This window comes from Paenibacillus sp. V4I5 (assembly GCF_030817255.1).
GTDB lineage: Bacteria > Bacillota > Bacilli > Paenibacillales > NBRC-103111 > Paenibacillus_E.
Genome location: NZ_JAUSZB010000002.1, coordinates 5096100 through 5112287, shown reverse-complemented (window position 1 = coordinate 5112287; position 16188 = coordinate 5096100). Strand labels below are relative to the sequence as shown.

The 16188-nt window shown below is 46.2% G+C and carries 16 protein-coding genes and 1 riboswitch; of the genes, 5 read left to right on the top strand and 11 right to left on the bottom strand.

The window, feature by feature from the left end; genetic code table 11:
• Nucleotides 1–50: 50 nt before the first annotated feature.
• From QFZ78_RS25335 to QFZ78_RS25305, 7 genes are all read right to left on the bottom strand, one after another.
• On the bottom strand, nt 51–1229 hold the full coding sequence (locus QFZ78_RS25335) for an MFS transporter (RefSeq protein ID WP_307551655.1): 1179 nt from the start codon (nt 1227–1229) through the stop codon (nt 51–53).
• Between the two features lie 20 nt (nt 1230–1249).
• A complete protein-coding gene (gene nirD, locus QFZ78_RS25330; protein WP_307551654.1) occupies nt 1250–1582 on the bottom strand; it encodes a nitrite reductase small subunit NirD in 333 nt (110 codons plus the stop codon).
• A 14-nt stretch (nt 1583–1596) separates the two neighbouring features.
• Nucleotides 1597–4029: a nitrite reductase large subunit NirB gene (gene nirB, locus QFZ78_RS25325; protein ID WP_307551652.1), complete on the bottom strand. Its 2433-nt coding sequence runs from the start codon at nt 4027–4029 to the stop codon at nt 1597–1599.
• Nucleotides 4030–4717: 688 nt separating this feature from the next.
• Nucleotides 4718–5314: an HD-GYP domain-containing protein gene (locus QFZ78_RS25320; RefSeq protein WP_307551651.1), complete on the bottom strand. Its 597-nt coding sequence runs from the start codon at nt 5312–5314 to the stop codon at nt 4718–4720.
• Nucleotides 5315–5426: 112 nt separating this feature from the next.
• Nucleotides 5427–6194 carry a hypothetical protein gene (locus QFZ78_RS25315; protein ID WP_307551649.1) on the bottom strand — a complete coding sequence of 256 codons (768 nt, stop codon included), beginning with the start codon at nt 6192–6194 and terminating at the stop codon, nt 5427–5429.
• A 170-nt stretch (nt 6195–6364) separates the two neighbouring features.
• Nucleotides 6365–7810: a flotillin family protein gene (locus QFZ78_RS25310; RefSeq protein ID WP_307551648.1), complete on the bottom strand. Its 1446-nt coding sequence runs from the start codon at nt 7808–7810 to the stop codon at nt 6365–6367.
• Between the two features lie 37 nt (nt 7811–7847).
• Nucleotides 7848–8366 carry an NfeD family protein gene (locus tag QFZ78_RS25305; RefSeq protein WP_307551646.1) on the bottom strand — a complete coding sequence of 173 codons (519 nt, stop codon included), beginning with the start codon at nt 8364–8366 and terminating at the stop codon, nt 7848–7850.
• Nucleotides 8367–8564: 198 nt separating this feature from the next.
• Here QFZ78_RS25305 and QFZ78_RS25300 point away from each other — a divergent pair, with 198 nt between their 5' ends.
• The 3 genes from QFZ78_RS25300 to QFZ78_RS25290 all read left to right on the top strand — a co-directional run bounded on the left by QFZ78_RS25300 (nt 8565) and on the right by QFZ78_RS25290 (nt 12357).
• A complete protein-coding gene (locus QFZ78_RS25300; RefSeq protein ID WP_307551644.1) occupies nt 8565–10118 on the top strand; it encodes a copper amine oxidase N-terminal domain-containing protein in 1554 nt (517 codons plus the stop codon).
• A 122-nt stretch (nt 10119–10240) separates the two neighbouring features.
• Nucleotides 10241–10579 carry a hypothetical protein gene (locus QFZ78_RS25295; RefSeq protein ID WP_307551642.1) on the top strand — a complete coding sequence of 113 codons (339 nt, stop codon included), beginning with the start codon at nt 10241–10243 and terminating at the stop codon, nt 10577–10579.
• A 176-nt stretch (nt 10580–10755) separates the two neighbouring features.
• Nucleotides 10756–12357, top strand: a complete 1602-nt coding sequence (locus tag QFZ78_RS25290) for a copper amine oxidase N-terminal domain-containing protein (RefSeq protein ID WP_307551640.1) — start codon at nt 10756–10758, stop codon at nt 12355–12357.
• A gap of 65 nt (nt 12358–12422) precedes the next feature.
• On the opposite strand, the gene QFZ78_RS25285 is transcribed toward QFZ78_RS25290, so the two are convergent.
• Nucleotides 12423–13778, bottom strand: a complete 1356-nt coding sequence (locus tag QFZ78_RS25285) for an 8-oxoguanine deaminase (RefSeq protein ID WP_307551638.1) — start codon at nt 13776–13778, stop codon at nt 12423–12425.
• A 62-nt stretch (nt 13779–13840) separates the two neighbouring features.
• A riboswitch (purine riboswitch) is annotated at nt 13841–13937 on the bottom strand.
• Nucleotides 13938–14164: 227 nt separating this feature from the next.
• On the opposite strand from QFZ78_RS25285, the gene QFZ78_RS25280 reads away from it, so the two are divergent.
• On the top strand, nt 14165–14365 hold the full coding sequence (locus QFZ78_RS25280; RefSeq protein WP_029196201.1) for a cold-shock protein: 201 nt from the start codon (nt 14165–14167) through the stop codon (nt 14363–14365).
• A 65-nt stretch (nt 14366–14430) separates the two neighbouring features.
• Complete coding sequence (locus QFZ78_RS25275) at nt 14431–14631, top strand: cold-shock protein (RefSeq protein ID WP_082562262.1); 201 nt, start codon at nt 14431–14433, stop codon at nt 14629–14631.
• Between the two features lie 225 nt (nt 14632–14856).
• Here the strand turns inward: QFZ78_RS25275 and QFZ78_RS25270 are convergent, their stop codons facing one another.
• The 3 genes from QFZ78_RS25270 to QFZ78_RS25260 form a co-directional block, all read right to left on the bottom strand.
• Nucleotides 14857–15237 (bottom strand): YflT domain-containing protein, encoded by a 381-nt coding sequence (locus QFZ78_RS25270; RefSeq protein ID WP_307551636.1) that lies wholly within the window; start codon nt 15235–15237, stop codon nt 14857–14859.
• Between the two features lie 55 nt (nt 15238–15292).
• Entirely contained in the window at nt 15293–15457 is a 165-nt protein-coding gene (locus tag QFZ78_RS25265; RefSeq protein ID WP_307551634.1) for a DUF1328 domain-containing protein, read from the bottom strand.
• Between the two features lie 103 nt (nt 15458–15560).
• A complete protein-coding gene (locus tag QFZ78_RS25260; protein WP_307551632.1) occupies nt 15561–16124 on the bottom strand; it encodes a DUF1003 domain-containing protein in 564 nt (187 codons plus the stop codon).
• Nucleotides 16125–16188: the final 64 nt, after the last annotated feature.

Below are 16188 nucleotides of genomic sequence, written 5' to 3'. Positions count from 1 at the left end.
ACCTCCACGTTCCCATGCTGAAGTTCCATCCCACCAAAAGTTTTTCCCTACTAAACTGCTGTCGCGCCCTGTTTGTTGATCACCATACGTTTAGTCGCATGATTCATATATAGACAAACGCATGCAAAGAGCATAAGCATGACGAACCCAAGTGTGTATGCGCCTGACAAATCTTTAATAATGCCAAGTACGATCGGCGGAAAAAAACCGCCCACACCACCTGCGGCGCCAACGATGCCCGTTACCGCTCCAGTATTGCCCGAGGAAACTTCCGGAACCATTTTAAACACAGCCCCATTCCCTACTCCAAGTAAGGCGGCCGCAGTCAGACAGCTCACACTGAACCCGGTAAATTGATGCAAGGATGCCGCCATCGCGAGCGAAGTGACGATGATTCCTGCAAACACAGCCGCCAGAACTATGCGTGAACCGAATCGGTCCGCCAAATATCCGCCTAAAGGGCGAATGAGCGTGGATATAACGACAAACCCAGCTGTTTTCACGCCCGCTTCCGTTGCCGACAATTGAAATAAATCTTTGAGAAATGTTGGCAAGTAAACGCTGAAAGCAACGAAACCGCCGAATGTCAGAAAATAAAAGACCGATAAATACCAAGTCGACGGTTCCTTAAGTACGACCATTGATTGTTTGAACGTCTTCACCTTGGCAGGTGCAGGTAATTCCTTTGTTCCGATCCAAAAAATAATAGTCACGATCACAATCATGATCGCCAAGCTCCAAAATACCCACGGCAAACCATAACGATTAAACACAAAAGGCAACGTGTAGCTTGCCGCCGCACCACCCAAGTTGCCCAGTCCCGCTAATCCTAATACGAGACCTTGTCTCTCCGGTGGGAACCATCTCGATACATACGTCAGAGAAACGGCAAAAGTCGTCCCAGCCATCCCGATAAACAGCGCGCACAGCAGCAGCAGCCAGTAAGATTTGACCCATCCAGCAAGCAGCAGAGGAATCACAAGAAACAGCATGACTGCCGCAAATATTCGCTTACCGCCGAAGCGATCCGTATAAATCCCCATCGGGATTCGCAGGATCGATCCGAGTAGAACCGGCGTGGCGATCAGCACGCTTTTTTGAATGGTACTGAGATGAAATAGTTCCTGAATTTGTCCGGCAATCGGAGCGAATACACTCCAGATGATGAACGAAGCCATCATAGCCATTGTCGATAACCCTAGTGCAAGGGCGGATCCATTTTGTCGCATCGCTCGTACTCTCCCTCAGGCTAGGATGCCCTGATACTTTCCTCTTCGATGTGCAGATACATATCTCCGCTCTCATCCACTTCCACCTGGAAAGCTGTTACACAGCCTTCGTCCGGCGCTTGAACGACTCCATCGTGCAAATTAATCTTCCAGTCGTGCAGCGGGCAAAATACATGATGATCACACACGATACCTTCGGAAAGCTTACCCGCTTTATGCGGGCAGCGATTCTCAATGGCTCTGACCGTACCGCCTGAAAACTTGAACACGGCGATTTCCAATGCTCCGATTCGGACAACCCTCGATCTTTTTTCCGCAATTTCAGAAATGTTCCCAACGTGAATACGTTTCATATGTTTCATCCCCTCTATTTCAAAATAGACTCTGCCGACTGCTCTTCCATCGGAACGAACGTCTTGCGCAGCTCTTGCTGTTCAATGATTTCTTTCCAAGGATCCTTCATCAGATCCAACGCCTTCTCAATCCGCTCAATTAGAGCGGTGCGGTCTTCTTTACTCTCCAACGCCACTTTGATCGTATCTAAACCGACACGTTCTACCCACTCGGCAGTTCGTTCGTTGTACTTCCCTGTTTCGCGATAATACTGCAAGTAAGCGCCGGACCATTCCAGTACTTCTTCTTCGGTTTTCACTTTGCACAGTAAATCGGTTCCGCGAAGCTTTGTTCCTCCGTTACCACCGACATGCAGCTCCCAGCCTCCGTCAATCGCCACAACGCCAAAATCCTTGATCGTGGCTTCCGCGCAGTTCCGTGGACAGCCCGATACGGCCATTTTAACTTTTGCCGGCGTGCCTAGACGCTCAAACTTCTTCTCTAGCTGAATACCCATGCCGATAGCATCTTGCGTACCGAAGCGGCAGAACGTTGAACCTACACACGTTTTCACTGTACGCAGTGTCTTACCATATGCGTAGCCTGAAGGCATATCGAGATCAGCCCACATGCCTGGCAAGTCTTCCTTCTTCACACCGAGCAAGTCAATACGCTGACCACCTGTTACTTTCACGAGCGGCACTTCGTATTTCTCTGCGATTTCCGCGATTTTTTTCAGATCCTTCGGTGTCGTGACACCCCCATACATTCTCGGAACAACCGAGTACGTGCCATCCTTCTGGATATTCGCGTGATTGCGTTCGTTCACAAAGCGGGACTCTCTTTCGTCCTCATGCTCTTCCGGCCATACCATGGCCAGATAATAGTTGAGCGCCGGGCGACATTTGGAGCAGCCTTCTGTATTCGACCATTCCAGTACATTCATGACTTCCTTCGATGTCGTCAATCTCATACCGCGGATCGCTTCCACCACTTCATCACGTCCAAGTGTCGTACAGCCGCAAATGCCTTCTTTTACGGTTTTCACACCGTCTGCGCCGAGTACGTAAGTGAGCACATCAGCTACAAGAGGCTTACAGCCGCCGCAGGAAGCGGAAGCTTTGGTACAAGCTTTTATCTCATTGATGCTGGAACAGCCTTTCTCTTGAACAGCCTGAACGATCGCGCCTTTGGATACACCGTTACAGCCGCAAACAATTTCGTCATCGCTCATCGACGCAACCAAATCAAGGCCGGATTTCGCTTTACCTCCACCCTCACCGAGCAGAACCGTCTTTTCTTTACCAGTTACATCTTCTCCGTTACGAATCATCGCAAACAGGCGAGAGCCGTCACTGATGTCACCGAACAAAACAGCACCGATGACTTTGCCGTCTCTAATAACGACCTTCTTATAAATACCTTCGAAATCGTCCTGCACGCGTACGGCACGGGTATCAGGTTTATCTGCATATTCACCTGCCGAGAACACGTCCACGCCCGATACTTTCAGCTTGGTCGATACGACGGAGCCTTGATAACCAGCGGTCTCTATGCCTGCGAGCCGTTTGGCAAGCACTCCGCCTTGCTCGTAGAGCGGAGCGACTAAGCCATACGCTACACCGCGATGCTCGGCACATTCGCCGACGGAATAGATGTTAGGCACGTTCGTTTCGAGAAGGTCATTGACAACAATACCTCGATTGATCTCAATTCCGCTGCTTTTGGCAAGCGCAATGTTAGGGCGAATCCCTACGGCCATGACCACGAGGTCCGTTTCAATTTCCGATCCGTCCGTAAAACGAAGTCCCGTAACACGTTTTTTCCCGAGAATCGATTCGCTGTTTTTCTTTAACAAGAACTTCATGCCTTGGCGTTCCAATTCTTGCTGCAGCAATAGAGAAGCTGTTCTATCGAGCTGTAGATTCATCAAGTATTCGTTAATGTGTACAACCGATACTTCCATATTCAGATTTAGCAGGCCACGCGCTGCCTCCAGACCGAGAAGCCCTCCGCCAATCACGACCGCTTTCTTGTATTTCTTAGCGGCTTCAATCATCGTTTCGCAATCTTTGATATCTCGGAAGGCGATGACGCCTTCTTTGTCCGCGCCAGGCAGCGGAAGCATGAACGGCAGCGATCCTGTTGCGATGATCAGTTCATCGTAAGGGACGCTAACACCTCCGTCAGTTCTAACGAGCTTGCGTTCCGTATCAATTTTGTTGACTGTATGTCCCGTGTACAATGTGATGTGATTTTCTTCGTACCAGGACCAGTCGTTGATAACAATGTCCTTCATATCGGCATCGCCTGCCAAAACCGATGAAAGCAGGATGCGATTGTAGTTCGGGTGCGGTTCGCTTCCGAAGATTGTAATTTCGTAGCGGTTCGGCGCAAGCTTTAGCATTTGCTCGATACAACTGACTCCAGCCATTCCGTTTCCTACCATAACAATTTTTTTCTTCATTTTGATTCACGCTCCTGTATCGGTTATATTCTTACATTGAATGTTAGTTAATTAATAAATTCTTTAATATCCGTTACACCGTAAATTTTTACGTCAAATTATCTAACATACGAATAATTACTACTAATGTAACTCAGAAATTCGTATTTTTCAACAAAAATTTGCAGTTTCACTTAGTAAAACCAACAAACGTTTCTTTATTTCACGAACAATTTAACGTAAATTACAATTAATTGTTCGGTTTTACAAATTAATAACAGTTATATTGTGGAAAATACGAACAGTTAGTTTATTACTTCGATAATTGAAAACGCTTTAATGTTATATTAAATAACATAGAAATTAGTTATACTAGTCATTCACCTTTTTCAAATTGCTATCTATACATCCAAAGTACCCCAACATATTATCCTCATGATTTTGTTAACTACATGAGAAGGACGAGTAGGAACCCTCAGCTGCCTTTTCCGCACGATAGGCCGGGGTTTAGATCTGAGAAGGCCGAATCGGGCTTCTCAGTGAGGTTTTGCTGGGGCTAGCGGTGCGAGAGTGCATAGTAAGTGGGAATCCTCAACATCTATTCCAAAACTTATACTTTCTTTCTATTGTGGTAACAAAAAAAGCCTCACAACCCGCAGTTCCGCGGCTGTAAGGCCTTTCCTTCATACGTTTTAAACCTTATAGAACTTCAATGAACCTTTGAGCGAACCAGGGATCCCACTGGGTCCCACTGGGTCCCCTTTCCTTCAGCGAGAATGGCCAGTGCCTTCTCGACCGGCATCCCTTTCCGATAGGGACGATCGGAGGTCATGGCATCGAAGGCATCGGCAACCGCAATGATGCGGCCGAACTCCGGAATATCCAGGCCCTTCAGGCCATCCGGATACCCGCCGCCATCAAAGCGCTCATGATGCGAGCGCACGCCTGGAAGCAGGGGCGCCATAGCCTCAGCCGGCTCGATTTGCTTCAAAATCGATTCGCCGAGCACAGGGTGCAGCTTGATCTGCTCGAACTCCTCGTCGGTGAGCCGACTTTCCTTCAGCAGCACATCGTCGCGCACACCGATTTTGCCGATATCATGCAATAGAGCGGTCTTGTTCAATAGATCGAGCTCCTGTTCGTTCAAATCTACAGCTCGTCCAATCAACAAGGAATACTTGGCGACACGCGTCGAATGACCTGCTGTATAAGCATCCCGAGCATCGAGTGCAGCCGCTAATGTGGAATAGTAGCTCTGCAGCAGTTGGTTGTTCATCTTTTCACGCGTTTCAAGCCCCTTTACCATGTGGTTGAAACCAGACTAGCCGCGAAAATTCATCCGAAAATAAATCTGAGGCTCTTACCTGCAGATCGCCGGATTGAACTTCTTTCATTGCCCTATATAAATCTCCAATTGGCTATTGGATGTCTCTTGCCAGCATGCGTGCCCCTAAGGAGGAAAAGCCGACTCCAAGCAGTAGAATGATACCCGCCCATTTCCAATAATCGACCGTCATATCCGAGGACTGCGAAATCAAACGAATTTGAGTTGCTAAACTAAACAGAAAGAGCGGCATAGTTCCAATGAGGAAAGCACTTAGCTGAAACTTTCGTTGAATCGAAACGATGACTCTTCCATCCAAGGAAACATCTTCACCGTAGATGCGCTGTCCCAATTTCCGAATATGTATGAGCACCGGCCTGATGGCCTGAGCTGTTGTGAAGAACTCTAGTAAAGCATGCATGCTCGCCACAAGCACTGCACCAATACCGGCAAGCCCTATGTAAAAAACCGGAAGAGATAACCAACCTCTCGCAATCCCGATGCTAGCCATCGTCATAGCAGGGATCGATAAGCCAAGAAAGTGCGGCCCCATGATCCGCATCACCGAAAGCGCCGGAAATCGGTGCGTTTGTAAATAGGCTTCTCGGATGGTTGCCAGATCCGGAGTCTCCTGCTCCAGCATCTCGCGAATAGGCTTCATATGCCTACGAAACACCGCGATTTCAGCAAGCATCATCACGCATAGCGAGGTGACCATAATGAAGAATACTCGCACCATTTCCGCATTCGAAATCGTTAGAGTTGTAGAAATGATGACTCCGCCAACCACAACAACAGCGATCCCAGACCCCATTATATAATTTAACAATAAATTCCATAGAAACTTTCTGTATATCTGCACGATGTAGGGTCCTCATTTCTTTGAAGCTATCTACCATTTCACTTAATTCTTGTGTTTTTTCTCATTGTATAGCAATTCAACCATTTTTGCTTTAAATCTAAAACGCTTTTAACAAAAAAATCCCCAGCCTGGAAGCTGAGGACATTGCTCAATAATACTGCGCATTCACGTTATTCCGATTCCTTATTCAAAATAAGTTCGTTATCCTTGCCTAGGAATGCACGCGCAAGATCCGTCACGCTTTTGCCTGTTAGCGTCTGTGTAATTTCCGGTACTTGCGCGATCATTTTGGCAATATCGCCTGTAATCCGATTCACGCCTGACGTCGTTCCATCTTGCGAAATCACCGTAATTTTATCTACATTGCTCAGCGGGGCCGCAATTTTCTCAGCCAATTCCGGCAGTATGCGAAGAATCTCCACTGTAACCGCCGCCTGTGTATACTGCTTGTAAGCCTCCGCTTTCTTCTCCAACGCTTCAGCCTCCGCAAGTCCCGCCAAGCGGACGACTTCCGCATTCGCTTTCCCTTTCGCGAGCTCCGCTTCGGCCGTCGCTTCGCCGCGTTTTCTCGTCGACTCGGCATCCGCCTCGGCTTCGAGAATTTGCCTCTGCTTATTGACTTCGGCGCGCATAATAGCTGCTAGCTTTTCCGCTTCAGCTGGCTTAATGACCGACGCTTCGAGCTCTTTCTCCTTCAGCTCGACTTCAATCTGGCGAACTGTCTTGTTCGCCTCCGCTTCCATCTGCTTGATCTTCACCTGTTCAGTCACGAGTGATTGTTGAATTTGATTCTGCTTCAATTCATAGGCCAAATCCGCTTCAGCCTGCCGGCTCGTCGTTTCCTGCTTGAACTCGGCTTCCTTCATACTGAGCTCTTTGCGGTACTGCGCTTCCTTCGCCGAAGCAGCGCTCTCCGCCTCAATCTTTAACTGATGGGCTTCCGCTCGACGAATCGCGGATTCCTTCTCCGTATCTGCCTGACGAATTTGAATATCCCGCTCCACTTCAGCTCTGGCAATACTAGCACTTTTGCGGATACGCTCCACTTCCGGCACGCCCAGGTTCTCAATGTATCCTTGATCGTCGGCCACTCGTTTGAGTACAAAGGAGATAAGGCTCAGCCCCATTTTATCCAAATCCTCCGAACAAGTTTCCCTCATCTTGCTGTTGAGTTCATCCGGGTTCTTGAGAATAGCTTCAACTGGAAGCTGCCCAACCAACCCACGAAGATGCCCTTCTACAGAATGCAAAATCATCATTTCCCGCTCCAGCAGTGTGTGGTCAAGAAACTGTTCCGAGGCTGTGCCAATCGCGATTGGATCACTTTGAATCTTGATCTGAGCCACCGCCTCAATTTTGAGCCGTATTCCCTGCTGGGAAAACATAGGTTGATCCGGCTTCACATCAAAGCTCATGAGCATCATAGAGATCGTTTTAAAACTTTGAAAACCAGGGATGACGAACGTCCCTCCACCTTGTACGACCCTTTTACCACCTAAACCATACACAATCATGGCTTCATTCGGTGGCACTTTCTTGTACGCTCTCACAATAGAAGCCAGTAAGATAAAAACAACAACAACAATCGCAACAACCGTATACAAAATTCCCAACATAAACGCATAACCTCCCAGTAGTTAATTGCAGCTGCTATTATTGGTTAAACCCCGTTACCGTCGCAATCCCTTTATTCATGTACAAAACGACGACCTTCGTCCCTTTCGGAATGGATTCCCCATTCTCAGAGCGAACACTGATAGAACGCGTAGTGCCATGCATCACAAACATCATTTCGCCCATACCCTTTCCATTAATCGGCACAGACAGCTTTCCTAACTGACCACTCAGGTCAAAATCGCTCTCTTTCATGCTGTGGTCATGCTTATAAATAACTTTGGCGTAGAGAAGGAAGAAGAGCCATCCAATGAAGAGACCGGCACCGATTGCGATAAGCAGAATGAGCAACACACTTGTCATCCCAACTTGATTCAGCATATAACCAATGCCGCCAAACACCGTCAAACTAGCTAAAATGGAGGATAAGTTAAAAAAAGACGGTCCACCATGGGCATGGGCAGCCCCGTTATCCGCATGAAATTCGCCACCAAAAAACGTAATAAGAACCGTAAGTACAAGGCCTACAAAGAAACATATGGCAAACAACGTCATCATAGACAATTACCTCCTAAGAGTTTTGCTTTAGTAAATTTACCTTGTACGCAGTACGCCTCATAAATATAGACGAATTTGGTAATAAAAGGTTTCGTTCAAAAAAATTTACTCTTAACAGCGAATCCTTCGGCTTTATTTCGCGTATAATCATTGGACGTCTTTTACTATTTTTATTAAACCTAAGGAGTAGATTATCACATGTACAAAAAGAAATTGACTTGGTGGATCTCCGCCGCAATGGTTCTAATGATGTTTACTTTATCAGGCTGCCAGGCTGCGCAAGGATTGGACCTTGCTGGGGCCATTCAGAATGACTGGGCCGTGAAGTCCTCAGAATCCAAAGGTACCCTGCAGCTCGAGTTTGTGCCCAGCAACACTTCTAAGCTATCCACTGAGGAACAGAAGGCACTAACCGCTCTGCAAAACGTGAAAATCGAACTCACCAATGTAAAAGCACAAGATGCACAGCACCTATCGGCAGATGGTACGATTACATACAGTAGAGGCACAATTCCTTTCAAACTTGCAACTGAGGGCACTAAGTTCATTTTGAGTGTCGAAGGCGCGAAGAAACCGATTGTTTTCGATGTCTTAGGAGGTTCTAATTTATCGTTTACGAAGCTGTTACCCGCAGCCGTGCAAGAACAGTTCGGCAACAAAATTGCGGATATTAAATCTGCGATTATTGGACTTATTTTAGCTAATACACCTAATCCGTCGAACATATCCGTTACACCTGTTACGGACAAAGTGAATGGCGAGTCCCTCTCTCTGCAAAAAGCGCATATCGAGCTTAGCGGCACGGAACTGGCTTCCCTTATCAAAAAGCTGCTGAGCAATGTTCTCGCTGATGAAGCTGGATTGAAAGAACTGATCAGCCAATTGTACGATGCCCTTTCACCCATAATTGAGGAGCAAATCAAGGGCGGATCTACTGACTTTTCTCTAAAGATTTTAAGTAATAAACAGTTAGCCGTTGGACTTGTCTATCCACCTGTTCAAGATTTCCTGAAGAAAACAGCTGCGTCCTTGGATAAAATGATTGCCGGAGATGCTTCCAACGAACAGGGCATTCTGCCGATTCAGGATTTATTTAACAGCAAATCAACCCTTCAAGCAGATATTTACATTGATGCTGATAAGCAAGTTCGCAAGCAAAGCCTTGCATTGAATGTTCCTCTTACGAATACGAGCTCAGGCGTTGCTGCTCTCAAGCTATCCTACGTAAGTGAGACGTGGAATATTAATAAGCCGGTCACAGCGAATACCATTAACATTTCTGGCGGTGCTCTAAATGTAGGTCTGGAAGCTTCTTCTATCTATAGCTTATTGAATAACCTAGATAAGCAGTCTCTCATTTACAAGCTGCTCAAGGAAGATTTGAAAGTGACGAAAAAAGAAGTCAATCTGAGTACGGCTGGATCCGCCTCCGATGAACTGCAGCCTTTTATTAATTCAGATGGCACAACAATGGTGCCTGTGAGATTCATTTCTGAAAAGCTTGGGGCTGAGGTTAGCTGGAACGGAGATCTTCAGCAAGTAACCATCAAGGATTTATTAACTGGTGCGACGGTTATCCTGAAGCTAGACAGTAAAACCGCAAGTGTGAACGGCGCTTCTGTCGAGTTGGAAAGTGCGGCTACACTCCATCACGAATCCACCTTCGTGCCGATTCGATTCATCGCAGAGCAGCTCGGAGGCAAAGTCTCCTTCAATGACGATACCCGTGTAGTCACGATTAAACGCGACTAACCTGTTTGAATTAGACGCGAGTGGTCTATAGCACCTTTTTTGGGCGGCTGAATAGTCTAGTAGTAAACCTAGGCAAAAAGCCTGCTGCTATGTGCAGCCGCACGAAAAAGGAGCGAAACAATATGTATACGAATCCGAATCCACCGCATCATCATGGTCATCAAGGGCCTCTCGTTCTCTTTCAGGCAGATCCAAATTGGCAGCACATGCTCAAGCAGAAAAGAGATACGATCTTAGGTGAACTCCACCCGCATATCGGTCGCAACATTCGTGTCACGACGTTAGAAGGGCATACACATGAAGGTGTTTTGGTTAATGTGGATGGACATCACGCTTACCTTCAAGTGAATCCGCACGGGCATCCTCATGGTCAGCATAGACCCGTCTATACACCAGCACAATACAACCAAATCATGACGCTTGTCCTCTTCGAACTATTGGTTATCGTACTGCTTTCCTAAGACAAAGCTCGTTCTCATCAGGCCTTTAAGACCTCTGAGAATCGAGCTTTTTTATTCGTGTCTATTAAACCATTGTAAAAATTTTCTAATCAAAGCGCATCTTTCCCTCTTTTCGTGCGTATAATCTATCACTGCTATTTTTTACTAGCTATTATATCTAAGGAGTAGATTTGTAGATGCAAAGAAAGAGATTTACTTGGTGGATTTCCACTGCATTAGTTATTATGCTTTTGGCACTAACCGGGTGTCAGGCTGTTCAAGGGCTAGATTTGGGGCAAGCTATTCAAAATAGTACCACCATTCAATCTGCCGAATCCAAAGGGTCACTTCAAATGGACATTATCACAGGTAACACTGATGGCTTGTCGGCTGACGAGAAACGGATGATTGACGTCTTGAATCATGTAAAATTAGAGCTGAAGAGCGCTAAAATGCAAGATAAGCAACACATCTCTGTAGACGGTGCTCTTACTTACAGCAAAGGGTCTATCCCCTTCCAGCTCAACGTAAATGGGACCAAATTCACTATACATATCGAAGGTGCTAAGAAACCGCTTTTCTTTGATCTGATGGGAGCGCAAGCTGGCTTGGCTGGCTCATCTTCTGCAGGGCTATCATCCGATATGCAGCAGCAGCTTCTCAAGAAAGCAGAAGATTTATGGCCTTCATTGCTCAAATTCTTCTTAACCAATGCTCCTAACCCGGAACATTTCGCCGTATCTTCCGTGTCCGAGCCTGTGAATAGTGAAATACTTTCCATGCAAAAGGCTCACATAGAGATGAAAGGTAATGAACTCGTAGGCCTACTGAAAACATTCCTAACGAACATCCTCGCTGATGAAAAGGGAATGAAGGAATTGATTGGTCAGCTCTATGATGTACTGGTTCCTGTTATCAAAGAAGAAATGAAAGCCTCCTCCTCCGAGAGTGAGTTCAGTTCTGAATTGCCAGACCTTATGATGTCTTATTTTGATAACAAAACGTTAGCTGTTGAGTTTGTTTACACTACCATTCAGCAATTTCTTCGGAAAGCTCTTGACGAGTGGGATGAGAACATGCAGGAGACTCTTTCTTCTGTATCCGACTCCCAAGTGAAGGCATTACTGAGTGATAAAACCATACTTAAAACAGACTTCTTCATCGATACCGATAAACAGATTCGCAAAGTAAATGCAGAGCTTACACTCCCCATCACAGATGTTAGTGCTGGAGTCAGTGCGCTTAAATTTACTTACACCAGTGAAATATGGAATATCAATAAGCCTGTTACAGCTAGTGTAATTGATACCTCTGGCGGGGTATTGAACCTAAGTGAGGAACCAGCCAACACCGATTCCTTCTTAACCTATTTCAACAAAGATTCTAAGTTCTATTCATTTCTGAGAGAAGATTTGAAAATAGCCAAAAAAGACATTCACTTGCTGATGAATCAGGATAGCGATGACGAATACGAGTTCGATTCCTCCCATCCTTTTATCAATGAGGATCAAGTATCTATGGTGCCAGTTCGATTCATTTCGGAGAGGCTAGGCGCGGAAGTGAAGTGGAACGCAGCCTCAGAGCAAATCACTGTGAAAGACGAACTTAACGACAAGACGATTATTCTGACCCTTAACAGTAAAACAACGAGCGTTAACGGATCCCCTGTTCAATTGGACAGCGCCCCGATCCTGAAGAATGGCTCCACTTTCGTACCGCTTCGTTTTATCGCCGAGCAGCTTGGCTGTAAGGTTGGTTTCGATAATAAAACTGGTAGTGTAACCATTACAAGAGAATAGCCCTGCTCCTAAGCCAAAAGCTCGCTCTCATTCGGTCTATAAGACCGGTGCGGAGCGAGCTTTTCTCATTGCTGAATGAATCTTTCGAACGAATCCTGACATTCTCTCGCTAATTTCTCCTCGTCAGATGCAACTAGTTTGCCGTTCTCGACGACAACCTTCCCATTCACAATCGTATAATCAACCGGACGTTTGAGCCCTACCGTCCCTAGCCACGACTTCGGATCAGTCTGAGTCCCCACAGCGTCAATTTGATCTACACGTACCATGAACAGGTCAGCTGCTTTACCAACCTCCAGCGAACCAATGTCGCTTCTTCCTAATATTTCTGCGCCGCCTCTGGTTGCTACCTTCAAGAGATCATATCCGGTCGGCGCCTGACTGCTAGACTGAAGTCTGTGCAAGAGATACGAGACTCTGAGTTCCTCTAGCAGATTCGAGCCATCGTTTGATGCGCTGCCATCAACAGCTAAGCCCACGGGAATCCCCATCGCAAGCATCTCGGGAACCCTGGCTATGCCGGACGACAGCTTCATGTTCGAAATCGGGCAATGCGCGACTCCTGTTTTGGTATGTGCAAGCAGCTTCATTTCGTCATCGTTAAAATGTATCCCATGCGCATACCACACATCGGAGCCTAACCAGCCCAGACTCTCCATGTAGGCCAAAGGCCTCATCCCGAAACGTTCGAGCGTGTAGGCTTCCTCGTTCTTCGTCTCAGCTAGATGCGTGTGCAGCCGCACACCCTTCGACCTGGCGAGCATCGCCGATTCAAGCATGATATCCGCTGATACGCTGAACGGTGAACACGGAGCAAGCACTACCTGCCGCATTGAGCCTGTGCTGGCATCGTGGTAGAGATCAATTAGCCTCTCACTATCGGCTAGAATCGTATCTATGTCCTGAACAACGCTCATGGGAGGCAGCCCTCCCTGATCCTTGCCCAGCGTCATGGATCCTCTCGAAGCAACGAATCGGATACCAAGACGCTCCGCGGCTTCAAACTGTTTATCTACAAAATGGGCACTATTTTGCTGTGGAAACACATAGTGATGGTCGAAAACGGTCGTACAACCGTTTTTCATCAGATCCGCAATCCCCGTAAGTGAGCTATGATACACGGCGTCCGGCGTAATTCCTTTCCAAATTTCGTAGAGATAACGCAGCCAGTCGAATAACTCCAGCTTCTGCACCTGCGGCAGATTGCGCGTGAACGTTTGATACAAATGATGATGCACGTTAATGAGACCGGGATACACGAACATCTGAGACGCATCAATAACCTGATCTGCCTCATACAGGTCCTTCCCCATCTTCACGATCCGATTGTCTTCAATCAGGATATTCGCCTGTTCCAGCACACGATCCTCCTCATCCACCGTTACAATTGCTTTTGCATTGCAAATCAACAATGAACCCATCCTTTTCTTCCTCCTCAACGTAAATGAGGAAACCAAAAAAATCCTAACAACAAACACAATATATGAGCATATATTGTGTTCGTAGTTAGGATTTAGGTTCCCAGTAGAGCCCCCGAACCGAATTATCGAGGTTATACGAACTATGAAGTTGTGTCTTGCGGCTTATAATTAGCCCCAGTATAGAGCAGAGAATGGCGGCACGTCAATACTTATTGACGCAACGACTTTGTGATAAATTTTTCGATAAATGAATTTTTAGTAAAAATGGAATAAGCTCCCCTATAAATGGATATATTATCAAAGCTGCGTTAACAAGCTATCGGGATCTACGTGATCTTCGGAAACAGGAGCGCAGGCACAAATTATTTTTGGAGGTTTTTGTATACATGGAAACAGGCACGGTTAAATGGTTTAATGCAGAAAAAGGTTTTGGTTTCATTGAAATGGAAGGCGGCAAAGATGTCTTCGTTCACTTCAGCGCTATTACTGGGGAAGGCTTCAAAAGCTTGGATGAAGGCCAAAGCGTACAGTTTGAAGTTGTTCAAGGTAACCGCGGACCGCAAGCTGAAAATGTAGTCAAGCTGTAGTCCTTCACCACATATTGCTTTAACTGCTTGCGAGTCTGAGTCTATTATGACAAGGAGGAGTTCGATTGTACTTTTCAAAGAAATCGTTGGAACCTGTCCCCGAGGAGCAAACCAGCATCTGGACCTGCAGCACAGAACAGTGCTCATGCTGGATGAGAGATAATTTTTCATTCGCTGATAGTCCTGCATGTCCAATTTGCAATTCATCCATGGTCAAGGATTTAAAGATGCTCCCAACCTTATCGAACACAAGCAGCAGGCGATGAATGCAAGAAGGTAGCAATTGATTTCACAAGAAACCCTTGCGTCTCCGAATGGAGGCGTTCAGGGTTTTTGTTTTTATTTTTGCATGAGGCAAGGATAAACGACTCCGTCGTCCTTAGGGACGAGCGCGTTTGTCAAGGTAGATGCGATGCAAAAGTATAAAACTTATACTTTCTTATCTACACAGAAAAGAGACTCCTTGAAGGAGTCCCCTTTTTAACGTTTTCTTATAAAATAGTGCGTTGAAAATCTGCGCCGTCATAGTCTCTAACTTCCGTTGAAGGGGTAGCCAGAACAAGGATTTTCCCTTTATCCAGCTCGCCTTCCAAACGACCTGCCTCCACGTCAGGCACACCGAGCGCTCTCATCTTCGCCCGCAGCTCATCGCCGCGAGAACGGAACAGATTAGCGATCGACGTCAGCACACCCTCCTCCGCCATGGTGATCTGCTCAGCGCCCGTATAGTTAGCGACGAAATCAGTACCCTCAGCACTATGAGTCAGCACATAAATATGCTCTCGCTCAAAGCCTTCTCTGTACAATTGCTGCACTTTATTCTGTGCCTCTTGAAGATTCGATGTCACACTCACTCTGGTATAAGTATTCATGGTAATCCTCCTCTTTGGCTATTATTTATTGGGTTAGTGCATGATTAAACTTTTGCTAAAAGCCTCTTCGTCTTGAGAAAATCAAGGATACGACGAACATAATCAGGAATACGAAGAATAAGACTTTGGCAATCCCTACCGCTGCCGAGACAATCCCAAAAAATCCAAAAACACCGGCTACAAGTGCAATGATTAGAAACATAATTGCCCAACCTAACATAGGAAACACCCTTTCTTATCATCGAATATTGGTTGTTCTTGCTATGTCATCTATTAACCACATCGCCTAGTAATGAAACACATTTCAGCTGAAAAATATGAATTCATCCCTTGGCATCCCCTTGCTCAAGTTGCCGCGTTAAGCCCTGCTGTTCCATTCTTTCCAGCCTTTTATCCAGACGTTCGAGCATTGCCTTTAGCTCCATATTCTCTTGTTCGGCTCGGTAATTGATCGCGAAATCAAGGATCGCCTCCTGCTTATCTCGCGCCGCTTGACGATTCTGACTCATCAGAATGACCGGAGCCTGCAAGGCCGAAATACAAGATAGAATCAAATTAAGCAGGATGAATGGCGGTTTATCAAATGCGAAGCTCATCAGATTAATGATCATCCAAACCCCCAAAAACGAACAAAACAACACAATAAACGTCCAACTCCCGCCAAAAGAGGCAATATGATCAGCAAGGCGATCAGCCCTTGAAGACTTCTTTTCCTGCTGTTCAATCAAATGGGACTTAATATTCCCTTGATATTCATTCACCATGGCCGTTATGCGATCTAACTGGTCATTATCTAGTTTGGCACTCGGATCGTTGTCCAGTTCCTGAAACAACTTCTCAGGTGTACAATCGCCTGTAGATTTCTTTTCATCGATATCTTCTTCCATTGGCTTCCCTTCTTTCTGCGTCAAAGTACAATCTACTTTATATTTAAACATTCCACGCTGAGGA

Bases quoted from the DNA above. Each gene is read 5' to 3' on its own strand.
- QFZ78_RS25295 (WP_307551642.1), top strand. From the start codon at position 10,241: ATGTATACGAATCCGAATCCACCGCATCATCATGGTCATCAAGGGCCT.
- QFZ78_RS25260 (WP_307551632.1), bottom strand. From the start codon at position 16,124: ATGGAAGAAGATATCGATGAAAAGAAATCTACAGGCGATTGTACACCT.
- QFZ78_RS25300 (WP_307551644.1), top strand. From the start codon at position 8,565: ATGTACAAAAAGAAATTGACTTGGTGGATCTCCGCCGCAATGGTTCTA.
- QFZ78_RS25270 (WP_307551636.1), bottom strand. From the start codon at position 15,237: ATGAATACTTATACCAGAGTGAGTGTGACATCGAATCTTCAAGAGGCA.
- QFZ78_RS25285 (WP_307551638.1), bottom strand. From the start codon at position 13,778: ATGGGTTCATTGTTGATTTGCAATGCAAAAGCAATTGTAACGGTGGAT.
- QFZ78_RS25320 (WP_307551651.1), bottom strand. From the start codon at position 5,314: ATGGTAAAGGGGCTTGAAACGCGTGAAAAGATGAACAACCAACTGCTG.
- QFZ78_RS25280 (WP_029196201.1), top strand. From the start codon at position 14,165: ATGGAAACAGGCACGGTTAAATGGTTTAATGCAGAAAAAGGTTTTGGT.
- nirB (WP_307551652.1), bottom strand. From the start codon at position 4,029: ATGAAGAAAAAAATTGTTATGGTAGGAAACGGAATGGCTGGAGTCAGT.
- nirD (WP_307551654.1), bottom strand. From the start codon at position 1,582: ATGAAACGTATTCACGTTGGGAACATTTCTGAAATTGCGGAAAAAAGA.
- QFZ78_RS25335 (WP_307551655.1), bottom strand. From the start codon at position 1,229: ATGCGACAAAATGGATCCGCCCTTGCACTAGGGTTATCGACAATGGCT.
- QFZ78_RS25305 (WP_307551646.1), bottom strand. From the start codon at position 8,366: ATGATGACGTTGTTTGCCATATGTTTCTTTGTAGGCCTTGTACTTACG.
- QFZ78_RS25290 (WP_307551640.1), top strand. From the start codon at position 10,756: ATGCAAAGAAAGAGATTTACTTGGTGGATTTCCACTGCATTAGTTATT.
- QFZ78_RS25310 (WP_307551648.1), bottom strand. From the start codon at position 7,810: ATGTTGGGAATTTTGTATACGGTTGTTGCGATTGTTGTTGTTGTTTTT.
- QFZ78_RS25265 (WP_307551634.1), bottom strand. From the start codon at position 15,457: ATGTTAGGTTGGGCAATTATGTTTCTAATCATTGCACTTGTAGCCGGT.